14 protein-coding genes and 4 tRNA genes are annotated in these 15,942 nt (G+C 54.0%); 9 read left to right on the forward strand and 9 right to left on the reverse strand.

The annotated features are described in order from the left end of the window. Window positions 1-40: 40 nt before the first annotated feature. Both ychF and INT33_RS10490 read left to right on the forward strand, forming a co-directional pair. On the forward strand, window positions 41-1,132 hold the full coding sequence (gene ychF / locus INT33_RS10485) for a redox-regulated ATPase YchF (RefSeq protein ID WP_192539045.1): 1,092 nt from the start codon (window positions 41-43) through the stop codon (window positions 1,130-1,132). Between the two features lie 64 nt (window positions 1,133-1,196). Then, a tRNA-Met gene (locus INT33_RS10490) sits at window positions 1,197-1,273 on the forward strand. An 89-nt stretch (window positions 1,274-1,362) separates the two neighbouring features. Here INT33_RS10490 and INT33_RS10495 read toward each other — a convergent pair. Then, complete coding sequence (locus INT33_RS10495) at window positions 1,363-2,667, reverse strand: M18 family aminopeptidase (RefSeq protein WP_193091853.1); 1,305 nt, start codon at window positions 2,665-2,667, stop codon at window positions 1,363-1,365. A 138-nt stretch (window positions 2,668-2,805) separates the two neighbouring features. Between INT33_RS10495 and INT33_RS10500 the strand changes: the two genes are divergently transcribed. Further along, entirely contained in the window at window positions 2,806-4,896 is a 2,091-nt protein-coding gene (locus tag INT33_RS10500; protein ID WP_193091854.1) for a carboxy terminal-processing peptidase, read from the forward strand. A 209-nt stretch (window positions 4,897-5,105) separates the two neighbouring features. Here the strand turns inward: INT33_RS10500 and INT33_RS10505 are convergent. The 3 genes from INT33_RS10505 to INT33_RS10515 all read right to left on the reverse strand — a co-directional run bounded on the left by INT33_RS10505 (window position 5,106) and on the right by INT33_RS10515 (window position 5,425). After that, a tRNA-Asn gene (locus tag INT33_RS10505) sits at window positions 5,106-5,181 on the reverse strand. A gap of 46 nt (window positions 5,182-5,227) precedes the next feature. Next, window positions 5,228-5,303 (reverse strand) — tRNA-Asn (locus INT33_RS10510). Window positions 5,304-5,349: 46 nt separating this feature from the next. After that, window positions 5,350-5,425, reverse strand: a tRNA-Asn gene (locus tag INT33_RS10515). 183 nt (window positions 5,426-5,608) lie between these two features. Between INT33_RS10515 and miaB the strand changes: the two genes are divergently transcribed. From miaB to INT33_RS10545, 6 genes are all read left to right on the forward strand, one after another. Next, entirely contained in the window at window positions 5,609-6,952 is a 1,344-nt protein-coding gene (gene miaB / locus INT33_RS10520; RefSeq protein ID WP_192539048.1) for a tRNA (N6-isopentenyl adenosine(37)-C2)-methylthiotransferase MiaB, read from the forward strand. Window positions 6,953-7,039: 87 nt separating this feature from the next. Beyond that, window positions 7,040-8,119: a PhoH family protein gene (locus INT33_RS10525; protein ID WP_018916709.1), complete on the forward strand. Its 1,080-nt coding sequence runs from the start codon at window positions 7,040-7,042 to the stop codon at window positions 8,117-8,119. Beyond that, window positions 8,116-8,580 carry an rRNA maturation RNase YbeY gene (ybeY, locus tag INT33_RS10530; protein WP_192539049.1) on the forward strand — a complete coding sequence of 155 codons (465 nt, stop codon included), beginning with the start codon at window positions 8,116-8,118 and terminating at the stop codon, window positions 8,578-8,580. The genes INT33_RS10525 and ybeY overlap by 4 nt, the downstream gene beginning before the upstream one ends. A gap of 131 nt (window positions 8,581-8,711) precedes the next feature. After that, a complete protein-coding gene (locus INT33_RS10535) occupies window positions 8,712-9,599 on the forward strand; it encodes an HlyC/CorC family transporter (protein WP_192539050.1) in 888 nt (295 codons plus the stop codon). 51 nt (window positions 9,600-9,650) lie between these two features. Next, window positions 9,651-11,123, forward strand: a complete 1,473-nt coding sequence (gene lnt / locus INT33_RS10540) for an apolipoprotein N-acyltransferase (protein ID WP_193091855.1) — start codon at window positions 9,651-9,653, stop codon at window positions 11,121-11,123. A 72-nt stretch (window positions 11,124-11,195) separates the two neighbouring features. Continuing rightward, a complete protein-coding gene (locus INT33_RS10545; RefSeq protein WP_018916705.1) occupies window positions 11,196-11,534 on the forward strand; it encodes a hypothetical protein in 339 nt (112 codons plus the stop codon). A gap of 119 nt (window positions 11,535-11,653) precedes the next feature. Here INT33_RS10545 and INT33_RS10550 read toward each other — a convergent pair whose 3' ends face one another. The 5 genes from INT33_RS10550 to INT33_RS10570 form a co-directional block, all read right to left on the reverse strand. Further along, window positions 11,654-12,232, reverse strand: coding sequence for an SCO family protein (locus INT33_RS10550; RefSeq protein ID WP_193091856.1), 579 nt, complete (start codon window positions 12,230-12,232; stop codon window positions 11,654-11,656). A gap of 23 nt (window positions 12,233-12,255) precedes the next feature. Then, window positions 12,256-12,711, reverse strand: coding sequence for a copper chaperone PCu(A)C (locus tag INT33_RS10555; RefSeq protein WP_225736254.1), 456 nt, complete (start codon window positions 12,709-12,711; stop codon window positions 12,256-12,258). Window positions 12,712-13,023: 312 nt separating this feature from the next. Beyond that, entirely contained in the window at window positions 13,024-14,868 is a 1,845-nt protein-coding gene (gene phaC / locus INT33_RS10560; RefSeq protein ID WP_225736255.1) for a class I poly(R)-hydroxyalkanoic acid synthase, read from the reverse strand. A gap of 90 nt (window positions 14,869-14,958) precedes the next feature. Next, complete coding sequence (locus tag INT33_RS10565; protein ID WP_018916701.1) at window positions 14,959-15,369, reverse strand: phasin family protein; 411 nt, start codon at window positions 15,367-15,369, stop codon at window positions 14,959-14,961. A 177-nt stretch (window positions 15,370-15,546) separates the two neighbouring features. Next, window positions 15,547-15,924, reverse strand: coding sequence for a hypothetical protein (locus tag INT33_RS10570; protein WP_192539300.1), 378 nt, complete (start codon window positions 15,922-15,924; stop codon window positions 15,547-15,549). Window positions 15,925-15,942 lie beyond the last annotated feature (18 nt).

Here is a 15,942-nt window from a genome sequence, read left to right on the forward strand (position 1 = left end):
GCATTTAGGCGGCGCTTGCTTAGCGGCTAGGAATGAATTTATGGGCTTTAACTGCGGTATCGTCGGTCTACCCAACGTAGGCAAATCCACGCTTTTCAATGCGCTGACCAAATCAGGTATTGATGCCGAAAACTTCCCTTTCTGCACCATCGAACCCAACGTGGGTATCGTTCCCATGCCTGACCCGCGTCTGGACAAGCTATCCGCCATTGTAAAACCCCAGAAAATACTGCCTACGACCATGGAGTTTGTGGATATCGCAGGCTTGGTAGCGGGTGCTTCCAAAGGTGAAGGCCTGGGCAACAAGTTTTTGGCCAATATCCGTGAAACTCAAGCGATTGCCCACGTGGTGCGCTGCTTTGATAACGACAACGTTATTCACGTAGCCAACCAGGTTGATCCGCGTGCGGATATCGAAACGATCAACCTTGAGCTGGCACTTGCCGATCTGGATACCGTTGAGAAAGCCAGCCAGCGCTTGTTACGCTCCGTGAAAGGCGGCGATAAAGACGCCATCGCCACCAAAACCATTCTGGATAAAATCGAGCCACACCTGGCCGAAGGCATGCCACTGCGCAGCTTTGGCCTGGATGAAGACGAAAAGCGTCAGGTAAAAAGCTTTGGCTTTTTGACCTTGAAGCCCACCATGTACATCGCCAACGTCAATGAAGACGGTTTCGAAAACAATCCCTATCTCGAGATTGTCAGAGAAATCGCCGCTGAAGAAGGCGCAGTCGTGGTACCTGTCTGCAACCAGCTTGAAGCGGAAATCGCTGAGCTTGAAGACGAAGAACGCGCCATGTTCCTCGGCGAAATGGGCATGGACGAACCCGGCCTGGACCGCGTGATTCGCGCAGGCTATGCCCTGCTCGGCCTGCAGACCTACTTCACTGCCGGGGTAAAAGAAGTCCGCGCCTGGACCGTCAAGCAAGGCGCAACAGCGCCCGAAGCTGCTGGCGCTATTCATACCGACTTCCAGAAAGGCTTTATTCGCGCAGAAGTCATCGCCTATGACGACTTTGTCACACTGGGCGGCGAGCAAGGCGCGAAAGACGCGGGCAAATGGCGCCTGGAAGGCAAAGAGTACATTGTTAAAGACGGCGATGTGGTGCACTTCCGGTTCAACGTGTAAGCGCTTTCAGCAATAAGCGCTTGACGGGTGGCGGTTCGCTGAGTAACATACGCCCCCGTTGAAAGGCTACGTAGCTCAGCTGGTTAGAGCACATCACTCATAATGATGGGGTCCCCTGTTCAAATCAGGGCGTAGCCACCAACACCGATTTAAGCTAGCAATAGCTAAAAGCCCGCTGACTTCGTCAGCGGGCTTTTTTTATGCTCAGCGCTAGGCCCAATAGCTAGGCATCAGCTCAACGCTGGCCGATTTAAAAACACCGTTAGCGCTCGGGTAAGATACTCCACATCGCGCGTACCGGCCGTCTCGCGGATGGAGTGCATCGCCCACTGCGGCACGCCGACATCCAGCGTAGGCACACCCACTTCAGTGGCGGTTATCGGGCCTATGGTGCTGCCACAGCCCATATCCGCACGGGTTACAAACGACTGAACCGGCACATCCGCCTCGCGGCACACATCGCGAAATAGCGCACCGGTCACGCTATTGGTCGCATAACGCTGACTGGCATTTACCTTAATAACCGGGCCGCCATTCAATGCCGGACCGTGGCGCTCATCGTGCTTATCCTTAAAGTTAGGATGCAGGCCATGGGCGTTATCACAGGAGATCATCAGCGACGACTGAATCAGCTGAATCAGCGACTCCTCGGATCCGCCACCCACCTGCCCATTGATACGCTTAAGCACGTCACCCAGGAAAGGCCCCTGTGCACCACAGGCGCTAGCGCTACCCACCTCTTCGTGATCATTGGCCACTAACAGCGCCCCTTGGCTACCATCACTTTCAAGCAGAGCCTCCAGGCCCATAAAGCACGACAGCAGATTATCCAGGCGTGCGCTGGCAATTAGCTCCTGCTTGACCCCAATCAGTGAAGGCGGCTGCACATCATAAAAACCCAGCTCGAAATCCACTACTTCAACCGAGCGCATGCCGTGCTGCTCTTCAAGCCACACGGCCAGCAAGTCTGAAAGCTTGGCACTATCGCTTTGTAGCAACACCGGCGCCATCTGCGTTTGCGGATTAATCGCCCGGCCTGTATTCACCTCACGGTCCATATGGATCGCCAAACTTGGCACCATGGCGACCGGGCGATCAACATTAAGCAGCAGGCTTTCCAGTTGGCCGCCGGCATGACGCACGTGCACTCGCCCAGCCAAGCCTAAATCACGGTCAAACCAGGGTGCCAGCAATACCCCGCCATACACCTGCACACCCAACTGCAACCAACCAGCCGAGTACTGTGTCGCGTTAGGCTTTAAGCGCAGCCCCGGGCTATCGGTATGCGCGCCCAACATGCGCAGACTCTTAAGCGTATCGCTGGGCAATTGAAAAGCTATAATCGAGGAATCATTGCGCGTGACGTAATAGCGCTTCCCAGGCGTAAGCTGCCAGTTAGCCGTTTCCTTCAAGCGCTGAAAACCCGCTTTCTCTAAACGCTCAGCCATTGTCTTCGTAGCATGCCACGGCGTGGGCGACTGGCGCAGAAAATCACATAACCGCGTTAAACGATCGGCGTTGAAAGCTTCGGACATGGAAATCCTCATAACAGTAATGATTGAGTCTCATAGAGCAGACGACCTGCTACAATGCTCCCCTGGCCTACGCAACTCATAGGTCACCTGCGGGTCTAGGGAAGAATGAGTGTACACAAATCCGGGAGAGCTTGACTGATGAGCTTGTTTGCAACGCTTTCGCGCTCGGTCGTCCTTGCCGTCATGCTGGTAGTTACCAGCCCGACAGTAATGGCACAAATCGCGCCGACCGACGAACAACGCCAAGCGGCAGAAGAAATTGCGGATGCGCTCCGCTACGGCCACTACGCTAATATTAGCTTTGATGAGCAGTGGTCACAGGAGGCCTTTCAACGCTACCTGGATATGCTTGATGGTCAGCGCGCCTATTTGTTGAGCCGTGATATCGAGCCCTACCGTCATCTGGAAGATGGTATGGCCGATGCGCTGTTTGAAGGCGACCTGGACGATGCCTTCAAACTTTATGATCAGCTAAGCGAGCGTCATATAGCGCGTATGGAGTGGCTGTTAGCGCGTCTGGACGAAGGCCTAGCGTTTGATTTCGATAGCGACGAGCGCCTTGAGATTGACCGCGAAGATGCCCCCTGGGCCACCCGCGAAAGCGAACTGGACGAGCTTTGGCGCAAGCGCCTGAAAAACGACGCCCTGACTCTCGCCCTCACCGACCAGGATGACGAGCAGATCGAGGACAACCTGCGCCAGCGCTATGAAGGCCAGCTCTCTCGCCTGCGGCAGACCGAATCTGAAGATGTGTTTGGCCTCTTGATGGCTGCTGTTAGCAGCACAATTGACCCCCACACCGGCTACCTCTCTCCGCGCCAAAGCGAATCCTTCGATATTCAGATGAGTCTGTCACTTGAAGGTATTGGAGCACTGCTGCAGGCCGACGGTGAATACGTCAAAGTGGCAAGCCTGGTACCCGGAGGCCCGGCTGATCGCGCTGACGTTCTGGAGCCAGCCGATCGCATTATTGCCGTTGGCCAGGAAGACGGCGAAATGGTTAATGTGGTAGGCATGCGCCTGGATAACGTGGTCGACCTGATTCGCGGCCCCAAAGGTTCAGTGGTACGCCTGGACATCGTTCCCGCCCAGGCCGTTGATATGACCCGCTCGCATATCGTCGAAATTACCCGCGATACGGTAAGCCTTGAAGACCAGGCGGCCCACGGCGAAGTAATCGACATTGAGCGTGATGGCGAACCTCACCCGGTCGGGGTAATCAATATCCCCACTTTCTATGTTGATTTTGACGCATGGCAGGCAGGCGAAGAAGAGTATCGCAGCACTACGCGCGACGTAGCCCGTGAAATTGAGCGCCTGAAAGAAGAAGGCGTTGAAGGTATCGTGCTGGACCTGCGCAATAACGGCGGCGGCGCCCTACAGGAAGCCAACTCACTTATCGGCCTGTTTATTGACCGCGGCCCCACCGTCCAGGTGCGCGATGCTCAAGGCCGCATTCAGCTTTACGGCGACACGGATGCAGGGACTACTTACGATGGCCCGTTGACCGTTTTGGTGAACCGCCTCTCTGCCTCTGCCTCAGAAATTTTCGCGGGAGCCATTCAGGACTACGGTCGCGGCCTAGTGGTTGGCTCTTCAACCTTTGGCAAAGGCACCGTTCAAACCTTGAACGATCTAAGCCATGGGCAAATAAAGCTGACCCGCGCCAAGTTTTACCGCATTTCCGGCGAGAGTACGCAAAATCGCGGAGTTGATCCGGATATCAGCTTCCCAAGCCTGATCGACCCGGAACGCATCGGCGAAAGCAGCCTGGATAACGCCCTAGGCTGGGATACGGTTCAAAATGTTCAGTATCGTCGCTACGGTACGCCGGAAACCTTTATCGATGCATTGGCGGCTGAACATACGGCGCGTGCCAAAACGAACCCCAACTTCCGCTATCTTGAAAGCCAGTCGGCGCTAGCCCGCCAGCTGCGCGAACAGCACACGACGGTCAGCCTGAACCGCGAGCAGCGCCAGCGCGAGCTTGAAGCTCAGGAAGCCGAGCAGCTTTCGCTTGAAAACCAGCGCCGCCGAGCACTAAATCTTCCGGAGCTTGACGAATGGATGGACGCGCGCCTTGACAGCGGCGAGCCCGAGGAAGGTGCCGAGGCGGACGAGAACGAAGATGAGGATATGCCGGTTGACCGCGCACCAGTGCTAGAAGCGGCAGAAATCCTGCTCGACTACGCCCATATGCAAAAATCTCAGCGGATGGCCGCGCGCTAAGCGCCAAGCTTCCGCCCTGCAACGCCGGCCTTGAAGGTCGGCGTTTTTTATAACGCAACATTTTACTAACCGCCAGACACGCGAAATTACCCAAAATGCGGCTAAGCAGTGGGCGTTAAAGTAGCAAGGAGATTTAAATAAGCCTGGCACATCAATCTAGAATCGCACACGAAGAAGTGCACTAAAAGACATCTAGAAAGACAATAAGATGGCTCCTCGAACAGGACTCGAACCTGTGACCCAATGATTAACAGTCATTTGCTCTACCAACTGAGCTATCGAGGAACATCTTAAGCTATTGTATTTCAAGCAGAACCAACTTGTAAAGTGTTGGCTCCTCGAACAGGACTCGAACCTGTGACCCAATGATTAACAGTCATTTGCTCTACCAACTGAGCTATCGAGGAACATCTTAAGCTATTGTATTTCAAGCAGAACCAACTTGTAAAGTGTTGGCTCCTCGAACAGGACTCGAACCTGTGACCCAATGATTAACAGTCATTTGCTCTACCAACTGAGCTATCGAGGAACTGCTCAAACACGGTGCGTAGTATACTGATTGAGACTCGAAGGTCAAGTATCGATTATAGCTGAACGCTAGCCCCGGGTTTCGTGTGTCCGTATAATAGGGTTATTCAACAGTGGCCTAAACCACTGACACGACATTTCATTCATCCCTCGTCCCCCGACGACTCATAGATGACAGGTACCGATGGCGAAGAAGCTCTTCATCAAAACGCACGGCTGCCAAATGAACGAGTACGACTCCTCCCGTATGGCGGATCTGCTCGGTGAATCTCACCAGCTTGAATTAACCGATAACGAGAAGGAAGCCGACGTTATCCTTCTTAACACCTGCTCGATTCGTGAGAAGGCGCAGGAGAAGGTGTTTCATCAGTTGGGACGCTGGAAAAAGCTTAAAGATGCCAACCCCGACCTAGTGATTGGCGTAGGCGGCTGCGTGGCGAGCCAGGAAGGCGAAGCGCTGCGCAAGCGCGCCCCCTTTGTGGATATGATTTTTGGCCCGCAGACGCTGCACCGTGTGCCTTCCATGCTGGATGCACGCAGCAATAACCAAATTGCTGCGGTAGACGTAACGTTCCCGGAAATCGAGAAGTTCGATCACCTGCCTCAGCCCAAGTCGGACGGCGCAACGGCCTTTGTCTCGATCATGGAAGGCTGCTCCAAGTACTGCACCTTCTGTGTGGTGCCCTATACCCGCGGTGAAGAGGTCTCGCGTCCGTTTGAAAAGGTCATGGATGAAGTTATCCATCTGGCCGATCAAGGGGTGCGCGAAGTCAACCTGCTGGGCCAAAACGTTAACGCCTACCGAGGCGATAACGACGATGGCGATGAAATTGATCTTGCTGAACTGATTGCCTGTATCGCCGCTGTGGATGGTATTGACCGCATACGCTTTACCACCTCGCATCCGGTTGAGTTTACCGACAGTCTGGTTGATGCCTTCGCGGATATCCCCGAGCTTGTCAGCCACCTGCATTTGCCGGTTCAATCAGGCTCTGACCGTATCCTGAGCGCCATGAAACGTGGCCATACGGCGGAAGAGTACATTGAGAAGATGGAGCGCGTTCGCGCCAACCGTCCGGATATCAGTTTCTCGTCTGACTTTATCATTGGTTTCCCCGGCGAGACCGAGGAAGACTTTGAAGCCACGATGAACCTGATCCACCGGATTGGTTTTGACCACTCGTTTAGTTTTGTCTACTCGGCGCGCCCAGGCACCCCCGCCTCTGGCCTGCCCGATGACACGCCGGAAAGCGTCAAAAAGCAGCGTTTGGCGATTCTGCAAGAGCGCATCCTGCAGAATGTGGCCCAGATCAGCCGGCGCATGGTAGGTACCACTCAGCGTATTCTGGTCACCGGCTTCTCGCCGAAAGATCCAGGACAACTCTCCGGACGTACCGAGAATAACCGCGTGGTGAACTTCCGTGCGGCCAACCCGACCGAGCTGATTGGCTACTTTGTGGATGTCGAAATTACCGAGGCATTCCCCAACTCTCTGCGCGGCGAGCTTGCTTCCCCAGAACGTTACTGAACGCTCTCTTATCTTAGGTAATTGCCCCGACACCCGTCGGGGCAGTAAGCTGAGACCTACATACATCAACTGACGGGTTTCCTACTCTTGAGCCAACCATCAACTCAGGCCAATCGCATCATTACCCTAAGCCTTGAACCCAATGATCCGCAGCGTCTTGCAAGCCTTTGCGGCCAGCAGGATGAGCACTTGAAGTTGATTGAAAGCCGACTGGATGTGACATTACGCAACCGGGGCAATGTTTTTCAGCTTGCAGGGCCAGCTAATCGCATCAAGGCAGCGGCGAACGTACTCGAGCACCTTTATCGTGAAACGGCGGCTGATGAGCTTTCTGCCGATACCGTGCACCTGTTCCTTCAGGAATCTGGCATGGAAGCGCTAGAGGACGAAGAGGATGGTGAAGGCGGCAGCGATGAAGTGATCATGCGCACCCCGCGCACCATGATCAAACCGCGCGGCCTGAACCAGCAGCGCTATGTGTTAAGTATCCGCGAGCACGATATCAACTTCGGTATTGGGCCGGCGGGCACCGGCAAAACCTACCTTGCCGTTGCGGCTGCCGTGGAAGCGCTTAATCAGCAGGAAGTTCGGCGTATTCTGCTGGTACGCCCAGCGGTTGAAGCGGGTGAAAAACTCGGCTTCCTGCCCGGCGACCTGGCACAAAAGATCGACCCGTACCTGCGCCCGCTGTATGACGCGCTGTACGAGATGATCGGCTTTGAACAAGTGGCCAAGCTCATTGAGCGTCAGGTGATTGAAATAGCCCCGCTGGCCTATATGCGTGGCCGCACGCTAAACAATTCGTACATCATTTTGGATGAGAGCCAGAACACCACGCCGGAGCAGATGAAAATGTTCCTGACCCGGATCGGCTTTGGTTCAACGGCGGTGATCACCGGGGATATTACCCAGGTCGACTTACCCCGTGGGCAGCGTTCAGGCCTGTCCCAAGTGCTTGACGTATTAAAAGACACCCCGGGAATCGGCGTCACTCACTTTGCCGCTAAAGACGTGGTACGTCACCCCTTGGTACAGCGCATTATCGAAGCGTACGACGACTTTGAATCGCAGCAGGAAGTCGAAGAGCGTGCCCGTCGCGATGCACGCCAGCAAGAGCGCGAAGCACGCCTTCAGGCGCAGGAACGCTGGGGAGATACGTCACGTTGAACGCTATCGTGATTGATCGCCAAGCCGCGATTGATGAGCCGACACTACCTACTCTTGAGCAGCTCACCCACTGGGTGGGCTGCGTGTTTGCGCATCACCCCGATGATGAACGTAAAGAGCTTACCATTCGCTTTGTCGATGAGCAGGAAAGCCAGGCGCTGAATCGTGACTATCGCGGCAAGGACAAGCCAACCAACGTTTTATCGTTTCCGTTTGAAAATCCGCCCGGCATGACGTTACCGCTGCTGGGCGATTTGATCATCTGTCATACGGTGGTGTTAAACGAGGCAGATGAACAGCAAAAGCCGCTGGCCCACCACTATGCTCACATGGTCGTTCACGGCACGCTGCATTTAATGGGCTATGACCATATTGAAGACCAGGAGGCGGAAGAGATGGAACAGCTTGAGCGTACACTGCTTGCTGAGCTTGAAATCCCTGATCCTTATCACGTCGTTTGAGCATGAGTCGTAACATTGGCTTACCGCAGCTGGCATAGTGCCCTAAGTCAGTGATAAAACGTTAGCTTGCGATGTGGCCTTTTTATGCACGCCAAGACAGTTGTCTGCCCCATAAACAAGAGATTTGACGCATGAGCGAAGACCGATCGAGCAACCCTAATCAAAAATCCTGGCTCGAGAAACTCTTTGGCGCCCTAACCGGAGATAGTGACGAACCCAGTTCACGCGATGAGCTGTTGACGTTTTTACGCCACACTGCAGGGAAGTTGAAGCTAGATCAGGACGCCATCATGATTATCGAGGGCGCGCTTGAGATTAGCGATCAGCAGGTCCGCGAGGTCCTGATTCCCCGTTCCCAGGTCTCCGCGATTACCCTGGATCAAACCAGCGACGGCTATTTGCCGCTTATTCAGGAAACCGGTCACTCCCGTTACCCGGTGATCGGCGAGAACCTGGACGATATAAAAGGCATTCTGCTGGTTAAAGACCTGCTACCGCTACTTTCGCAAACCCAGGAGAGCCGTGACGCTTTCAAGCTTGAAGACATCCTCCGACCGGCCATGTTCATCCCCGAGTCCAAGCGTCTGAACAGCCTGTTGAAAGAGTTTCGTGACACCCATAACCATATGGCGATTGTGGTGGACGAATACGGCGGTACGGCAGGCATTATCACCATCGAAGATATCCTCGAGCAGATCGTGGGTGATATTGAAGATGAGCACGACACCGACGAAGAAGACGATATCCGCACGCTTGAAAACGGTCACTTTGCCATTCGCGCCCTCACCCCCATCGAAGATTTTAATGATCGCTTCGGCACCGAATTTTCCGATGACGAGTTCGATACGGTTGGCGGCCTGGTCATGCAGCAGTTTGGTCACTTGCCCGGCCGCGGTGAACATACCCGCTTTGGCGGCTGGCGTTTCGTTATCCTGAATGCCGATAACCGACGCATTCGTTTGCTGGAAGCCTACCGCGATAACAACACCGAGAGTACCGACGAGCAAGACGCTGATTAACACGTTGCTCGCCTACAGACTTATCAAATGATTAGCCGATAGGACATCACCATGGGGCCGACGCCCATTTTTATGCTGCAACTGCTATTCGCCCTCGTGGCGGGCGGCTTTACCACGCTGACGGCCTCACCGTTTGAATTATGGTGGCTTGGTCCGATCGCGATCGCGTTGCTTTACATGGGTCTACATACCCTAACGCCCGCCCAGGCAGCGCTTAAAGGCTGGTTGTATGGCGTGGCGCTTTTCGCAAGCGGCACGTCCTGGGTATATGTTTCTATCCATGACTATGGCTACACCGGCGTACCGCTGGCGGTCTTTTTGACAGCCCTGTTTGTGGGTGTGTTAGCGCTTTTTTATGCGGGTATCTTCTGGCTTTATCGACGCTTTTTTACGCCCAAACTGGCGTTGCTTACCTTTGCAGGCATTTGGGTATTAGGCGAAGTGCTGCGCACGTATCTGTTTACGGGCTTTCCCTGGCTGCTGTTGGGCTCAGGCTATGTCGACTCGCCGCTGGCCAGCTGGGCCCCCATCGGTGGTGTGTACCTGCTCTCGCTGCTGGTGATGCTTAGCGGCACGCTCGCCGCTGAAGCCGTACTACGCCGCCAATGGTGGGCGCTCGCGCCACTTGCGGCTATCTGGCTTATTCCCCTGGCACTTCCTCAACAGTGGGCGACCCCCGCCGAGACGCCCACCCGCGTCGCCCTGCTTCAAGGCAACCTGCCCCAGCTTTTAAAGTGGACGCCCGAAGGCCAGCGCACCGCCGCCAACACGTATAGCCGCTTGACCGCTGAAGTGGCCGATGAGGTGGATATCGTGATCTGGCCGGAAACGGCGCTGCCCATGATGGAAGCCCAGGCACGCCCGGTTTTGGAGCGCGTGCAGTCCAACCTGCCGCCAGGTGTTGCGCTGGTCACGGGGATCGTTCAGCTGGATGAGGCCAACCGCTACTATAATGGAGTGATTGGCGTCGGCAGTGTTGAAGGCAGCTATCAAAAAGAGCACTTAGTGCCGTTTGGCGAATACCTGCCCCTGGAAAGCGTGCTGCGCGGTGCTATCGACTTTTTTGACCTGCCGATGTCAAGCTTTACCAAAGGCGCTTCTGAGCAGACGCCAATGCTTGCGGCAGGCGTAAGCCTGGGTAATGCGATTTGCTATGAAATCATCTATCCGCAGCTTGTCGCCCGCCGCGCTCAAGAAAGCGATGTGCTGCTTACCGTTTCCAATGACACCTGGTTTGGCGCCTCAATCGGCCCTCATCAGCACTTGCAGATGGCAAGGCTTAGAGCACTGGAAAACGGCCGCTATGTGATACGTGCGACCAGCAACGGCATTACCGCCATTATTGATGCCCACGGAGAGATCGTGGCACGTGCTCCGCAGTTTGAAACGACAGCGCTGGTAGGCGAATTTTATGCGATGGAAGGTCTCACGCCGTTCACCCGTACCGGCAGCTGGCCTACTTGGTTACTAGCAGCGCTTATGCTACTTCCCGGCCTTCGCTTGACACGTTGTCGCAGTAAGTAGGCGGGCGCCATCGAGTAGCGCTACAATACGGCTCTTTTAACGCATTTATTCAGGCTGACAGAGGGTAACGCCATGCTTAAATCTCGGCCTTTTCTACTGCTTGTCGTGCTTCCGCTGGCGCTGATCGTCGTTCTAGGAGTCGCTATTTTTGGTGGTCAGGCCATGTCTGACAGCAACGTTGGCAGCGATATTCAACATGCTCTGGCCAAAGAGCTTGATACGTCCAATGAGATCGAGCTTTCCCAGCTACAAGAAGTACAGTACGGCTATGGCATCTGTGGCTTATACCGCACCGCGTCCTCCGAAAACGGCTATGCTTCCTTCTTTTACGATAAAGACAGCGACAAAGTTGAGCTAGATATTAACTCTCGACTGTACAAGTCGCGCTGTGGCCTTTCATCGGTTTGCTAAACCAGCTTACTCAGCCTGCTTCAGCCTGCTATTAGCCATTAAAGATGTTCGTATGAAAAAGGGGGCGACTGATATTCAGTCGCCCCCTTTTGTGATCGCCAGTAGCTCTCTAAATAGCCTTAACCTTGGGCCACCAAACGTTTGATATCGGCTTCAACGTCGTTTACTGGATGGCTATCGCGCACCAAGAACTGCGCTTGGCCTTCCCGGTCAAAGGCAAAAACGGCACTGGAGTGGGTTACCAGATAATCGCCGTTTTCATTCTCTTCGCCATACTCGTAAGCCACCCGATAGCGGTTGGTGACGGCATCGATAGCCGCTTTATCACCGCTTAAACCGACGAACTCAGGCCCAAAAGCATCCGTATAACGTTTTAATACCTCAGGTGTATCGCGGGCAGGGTCGACCGAGATAAACAGCACCTGGATCTCATCGCGCGTTTCATCATCAAGTTTTCTTATCGCATCGCCCAGTCTTGCAAGGGTAATCGGGCAAACATCGGGGCAGTAGGTATAGCCGAAATAGACGAGCGTCGGTTTACCCAGATACTCCTCGGCCTGCACGCTGTCACCGTTTTCATCCACCAGTACAAAATCCAGCGGTGGCATGATATCTGCGACATCCGTGGTGCGCCAACTTTGATCACTGCAGCCTACCAGCAGCAGCGCAGCTAGCGTTGCAAGCAACACCTTGTACATGCGTAATCGTCCTATCATTGCTTTTACAGAGATGCCGGGGAGACAACATTGAAGGTCACGGGCAAGCGCTGCTCATCGCTAAAGGTAAGCACCACTTCCACCTCGTCACCTTCGTTTAAAGGCGCTACGCGGCGCATAAACATTAAATGCTGCCCCTTGGGCGCAAATTCGATACGCTCATCAGGACCGATATCCAGTGATTCAAAGGCGTGCATGTGCGCCATGCCGTTATGCTCGGAGCTTATATGCATTTCAACACTTTCAAAGGCCGGGCTTTCCGCCCCCACCAACGTCACACCTTCATCACCAGTATTATGCAACTCAAAATAGCCAGCCCCCGGGGTGTTGCCGGGCAATAGACTCAGCCGCGCGTTGGTGACGTCTAGTGATTGCGCCTGGGCAACGCCTGCGGTTAATAACAGCGCGCACGTCGTGAATGCTAATTGGCGGCAGGTTCGCTTGATCATCGTTTTGTGCATTAGGTACGCCATATCAACTCTCGTTAGGGGGAATGTAATGATGCAGGCGCGCGCATAGCTCAATCGTAAAGCCAGCCTGTGGCGTGCACCCGGTATTAATCGTAGGCCTACCATAGCTCTATTACGTGCTTCTACAAACCACCTGCGACATTATGTCAACCGCTGGGGGCAATCCCTCATGCCGCTCTTGGGTACCGCCCCTTCATTTTACCTATTACGTTTTTATAAATACCTGAAAACCACAAAGCCCTGAACAACAATTCAGGGCTTTGTACGTTCAAGACATGCATTTTAAACGGTGTTGATCCAGGATCAGGAAAGCTCACCGGATAACTGAGAAATGGTGACCTTTACATAGCGCCCCGGCGCAGGCTCAATGACGCTGAGCTTGCCCTCGCCAGGCTTGCGTGCCGACACCATTTTTTGGCTATCCGCATAGCCATTCTGGGTCATCCATGCCTGCCAGTGTGGCCACCAGGACCCTTCGTTGAACGTGGCTTGCTCCAGCCACTCCTCGTGGGATTCTGGCAGCGCGTCGTTACTCCAGTAGCCATACTTGTTCTTCTGGGGCGGGTTAACGATCCCCGCGATATGCCCTGAACCACCGAGTACAAAGGTAACGGGTCCCTTCGGCAAAAGTGCTCCGTAATACGTGCTGTTCCACTTAGCGATATGATCTTCTTTGGTGGAAACAAAATAGCTCGGCGTCGAGACTTTACGCAGGTCGATTTTCACCCCGTCTAACTCAATGCCACCCGGCTGTACCAAACGGTTCTCAAGGTACATATGGCGTAAATACCAGGCATGGGTCGTTGCCGGTAGATTGGTACCATCGGTATTCCAGTGCAGAAGATCAAAGGCGGCGGGCATCTCACCTTTCAGGTAGTTATTGATATAAAACGACCAGAAAAGATCATTTTCACGCAGTAGGTTAAAGGTATAGGCCATGGAGCGGCCATCCAGATAACCTTTGAGCTTCATGCTCTGCTCTAGCCCTTTCACAACGCCTTCATTAAGAAATACGCCAATATCGCCAGGGTCACGGAAGTCCTGCAGGGTGGCCATATAGGTTACCGATTTTACTTTGCGCCCCTGGCGTGTACTCGTAAGGTAGGCAACCGTCGAGGCGGTCAGCGTGCCTCCCACACAGTAACTTACCAGGTTAACCGACTTCTCTCCGCAGGCCTGCTCGATCGCACCGATAGCGCTAATCGGCCCCATCTGCATATAGTCGGCCCAGGTAATATCACGCTGCTCAGAATCAGGATTGCGCCACGAGATCAAAAATACCGTATGGCCTTGATCGACCATCCATTTAACCATGGAGTTGTCTTGGCGCAGGTCCAGGATGTAATACTTGTTGATCCATGGCGGTACGATAAGCAGGGGCGTTTTAAAGGTTTTCTCGGTAGTGGGAGTGTACTGAATAAGCTGGATGAGCTCATTTTCATAAACCACCGCACCGGGAGTAACGGCAATATTTTCACCGATATCAAACGCGTCGCGCTCGGTCATGCACACGTTAATGCCTTCGGCGGAGTTGGCCAGGTCTTCACGTAGCCGGGCCAGGCCTTCTACCAGGTTTTGTCCGCGCGTTTCCAACGTTCGCCGCACCACTTCCGGATTAGTGGAAACGAAATTGGTCGGTGACATGGCGCTGACTAACTGGCGGGCATAGAACTCAAGATTGCGCTTTTGTGTGCTATCCATGCCGTCAAGGCGCTCAATTAACTCCTCCACCATCTGAGAAAACAGCAGGTACTGCTGCATAATAGCCGTGTAGTGAGGGTCGCTGGTCCAGGCTTCATCTTTAAAGCGACGATCGCTTTTGGAAGGGGTGATAACCGGTGCTACCTGCTCGCCCGAGAAAGCACGCATACTCTGTTGCCAAAGAAGCCACTGATCTTGCAGCAGGCGCGTCTGGGTTTGCCAGAGCAAGGTCGGGTTATTCATTAATGACTGCGCGCCCGCTTCGAAACTTTTGCGCATATCATCCTGTATCGAATCGGCGGCTTCGCTAGGCGCTATTCGCGCGAGCAGATCCTGCATCAGGCCCTGATACTGCCCGCCCATCTCTTGGAGCTGCGCATGCCATGCCTCAATATCCTCTTGGGACATGCCCTGTGGCGCCATATTGTCTGATGTCCACCTTTGCATATTGACTCCCCCTACTCGCAGGCGCCATCACGCCTAACGGCATCGACATAAAAATACGGCGCCATCAGGCGCCGTGAGCCAATCAACGTTTTATTTTTTACGTGAAGATTGGCTGGATGCAGTACCCGGCTTTTCGCCTTGGGCCGCTGAAGTTGCCTGCTCAGTCATTTTTTGACCAGCATCGCTAAACAGCTTTTCCATTTCAGATTTGAACTGAAGGCTCATTTCGCTCATGGCGCGAGCGTCTTCCTGCATCTGCTGCGAAATCTCATTCATCATTTCGGCTTGCTGAGTACCGAAATCGCGCAGGCTTTCCGCATCCTGAATGTTCGTGGCGCTACGAATGCGCTCTGTTCCCATCTGGCTATAGCGTTTCATCGCTTCCAGCTGGTATTGGGTCATTTTTTCCATGTTGTTGAGCATCAGCGAGTTGATCTTGCGCATCGGCTCAAACATTTGGCGGGTTTGGGCGTTAAAGGCGTCCGTCATCTTGTCTTGCATGGTGTCTGCTCCTATTGCGTTACTAAGGTGAGCCCGAAGGCCCTTATGAACGTAATGTGCTGCACTGTATGTTATATTTTTGTTGCACTGCAAAAAAAGAGTAAGCGCTAGTATGGTGCATTACAATAACACTTAGATGACGGCCGTGATTTTTTGGCCGTTACGCACCCTGCCGCGTTACTCGGTTTTTCCCTTACTACGCGAGCGTGAGGACGCTGGAGCTTTTGCCTTGGCGCTTCCTCTGCTAGGTGTGTCGCTGTCCGCTGCCTGACTCTGGTTAGTGGCGCTGCTGGAACTACCCGCCTGGCGCAGCATATCCAGCATCATTTGCTGGTACGTCCCGAAATTAGCCAGCCCCTGCGATAACCCTTGCTGCATCATCGGCTGCTGTAAGAAAGGCCGCATCAGGCTCATGGGGTCATAGCCTTCAACACCTGACTCCATTTGGCGCTGGATATTTTCCAGCAGGCTTTGCTGAAACGCCTCGATATCAGGCAGCCCAAGCGCCTGGCGGAACTCGTCCGGGGTCAGATCAAACTCAACGTTAATCTTCATGGGGTTACTCCTTAACCA

The sequence above is a fragment of the Halomonas colorata genome (assembly GCF_014897985.1).
Taxonomy (GTDB): domain Bacteria; phylum Pseudomonadota; class Gammaproteobacteria; order Pseudomonadales; family Halomonadaceae; genus Vreelandella; species Vreelandella colorata.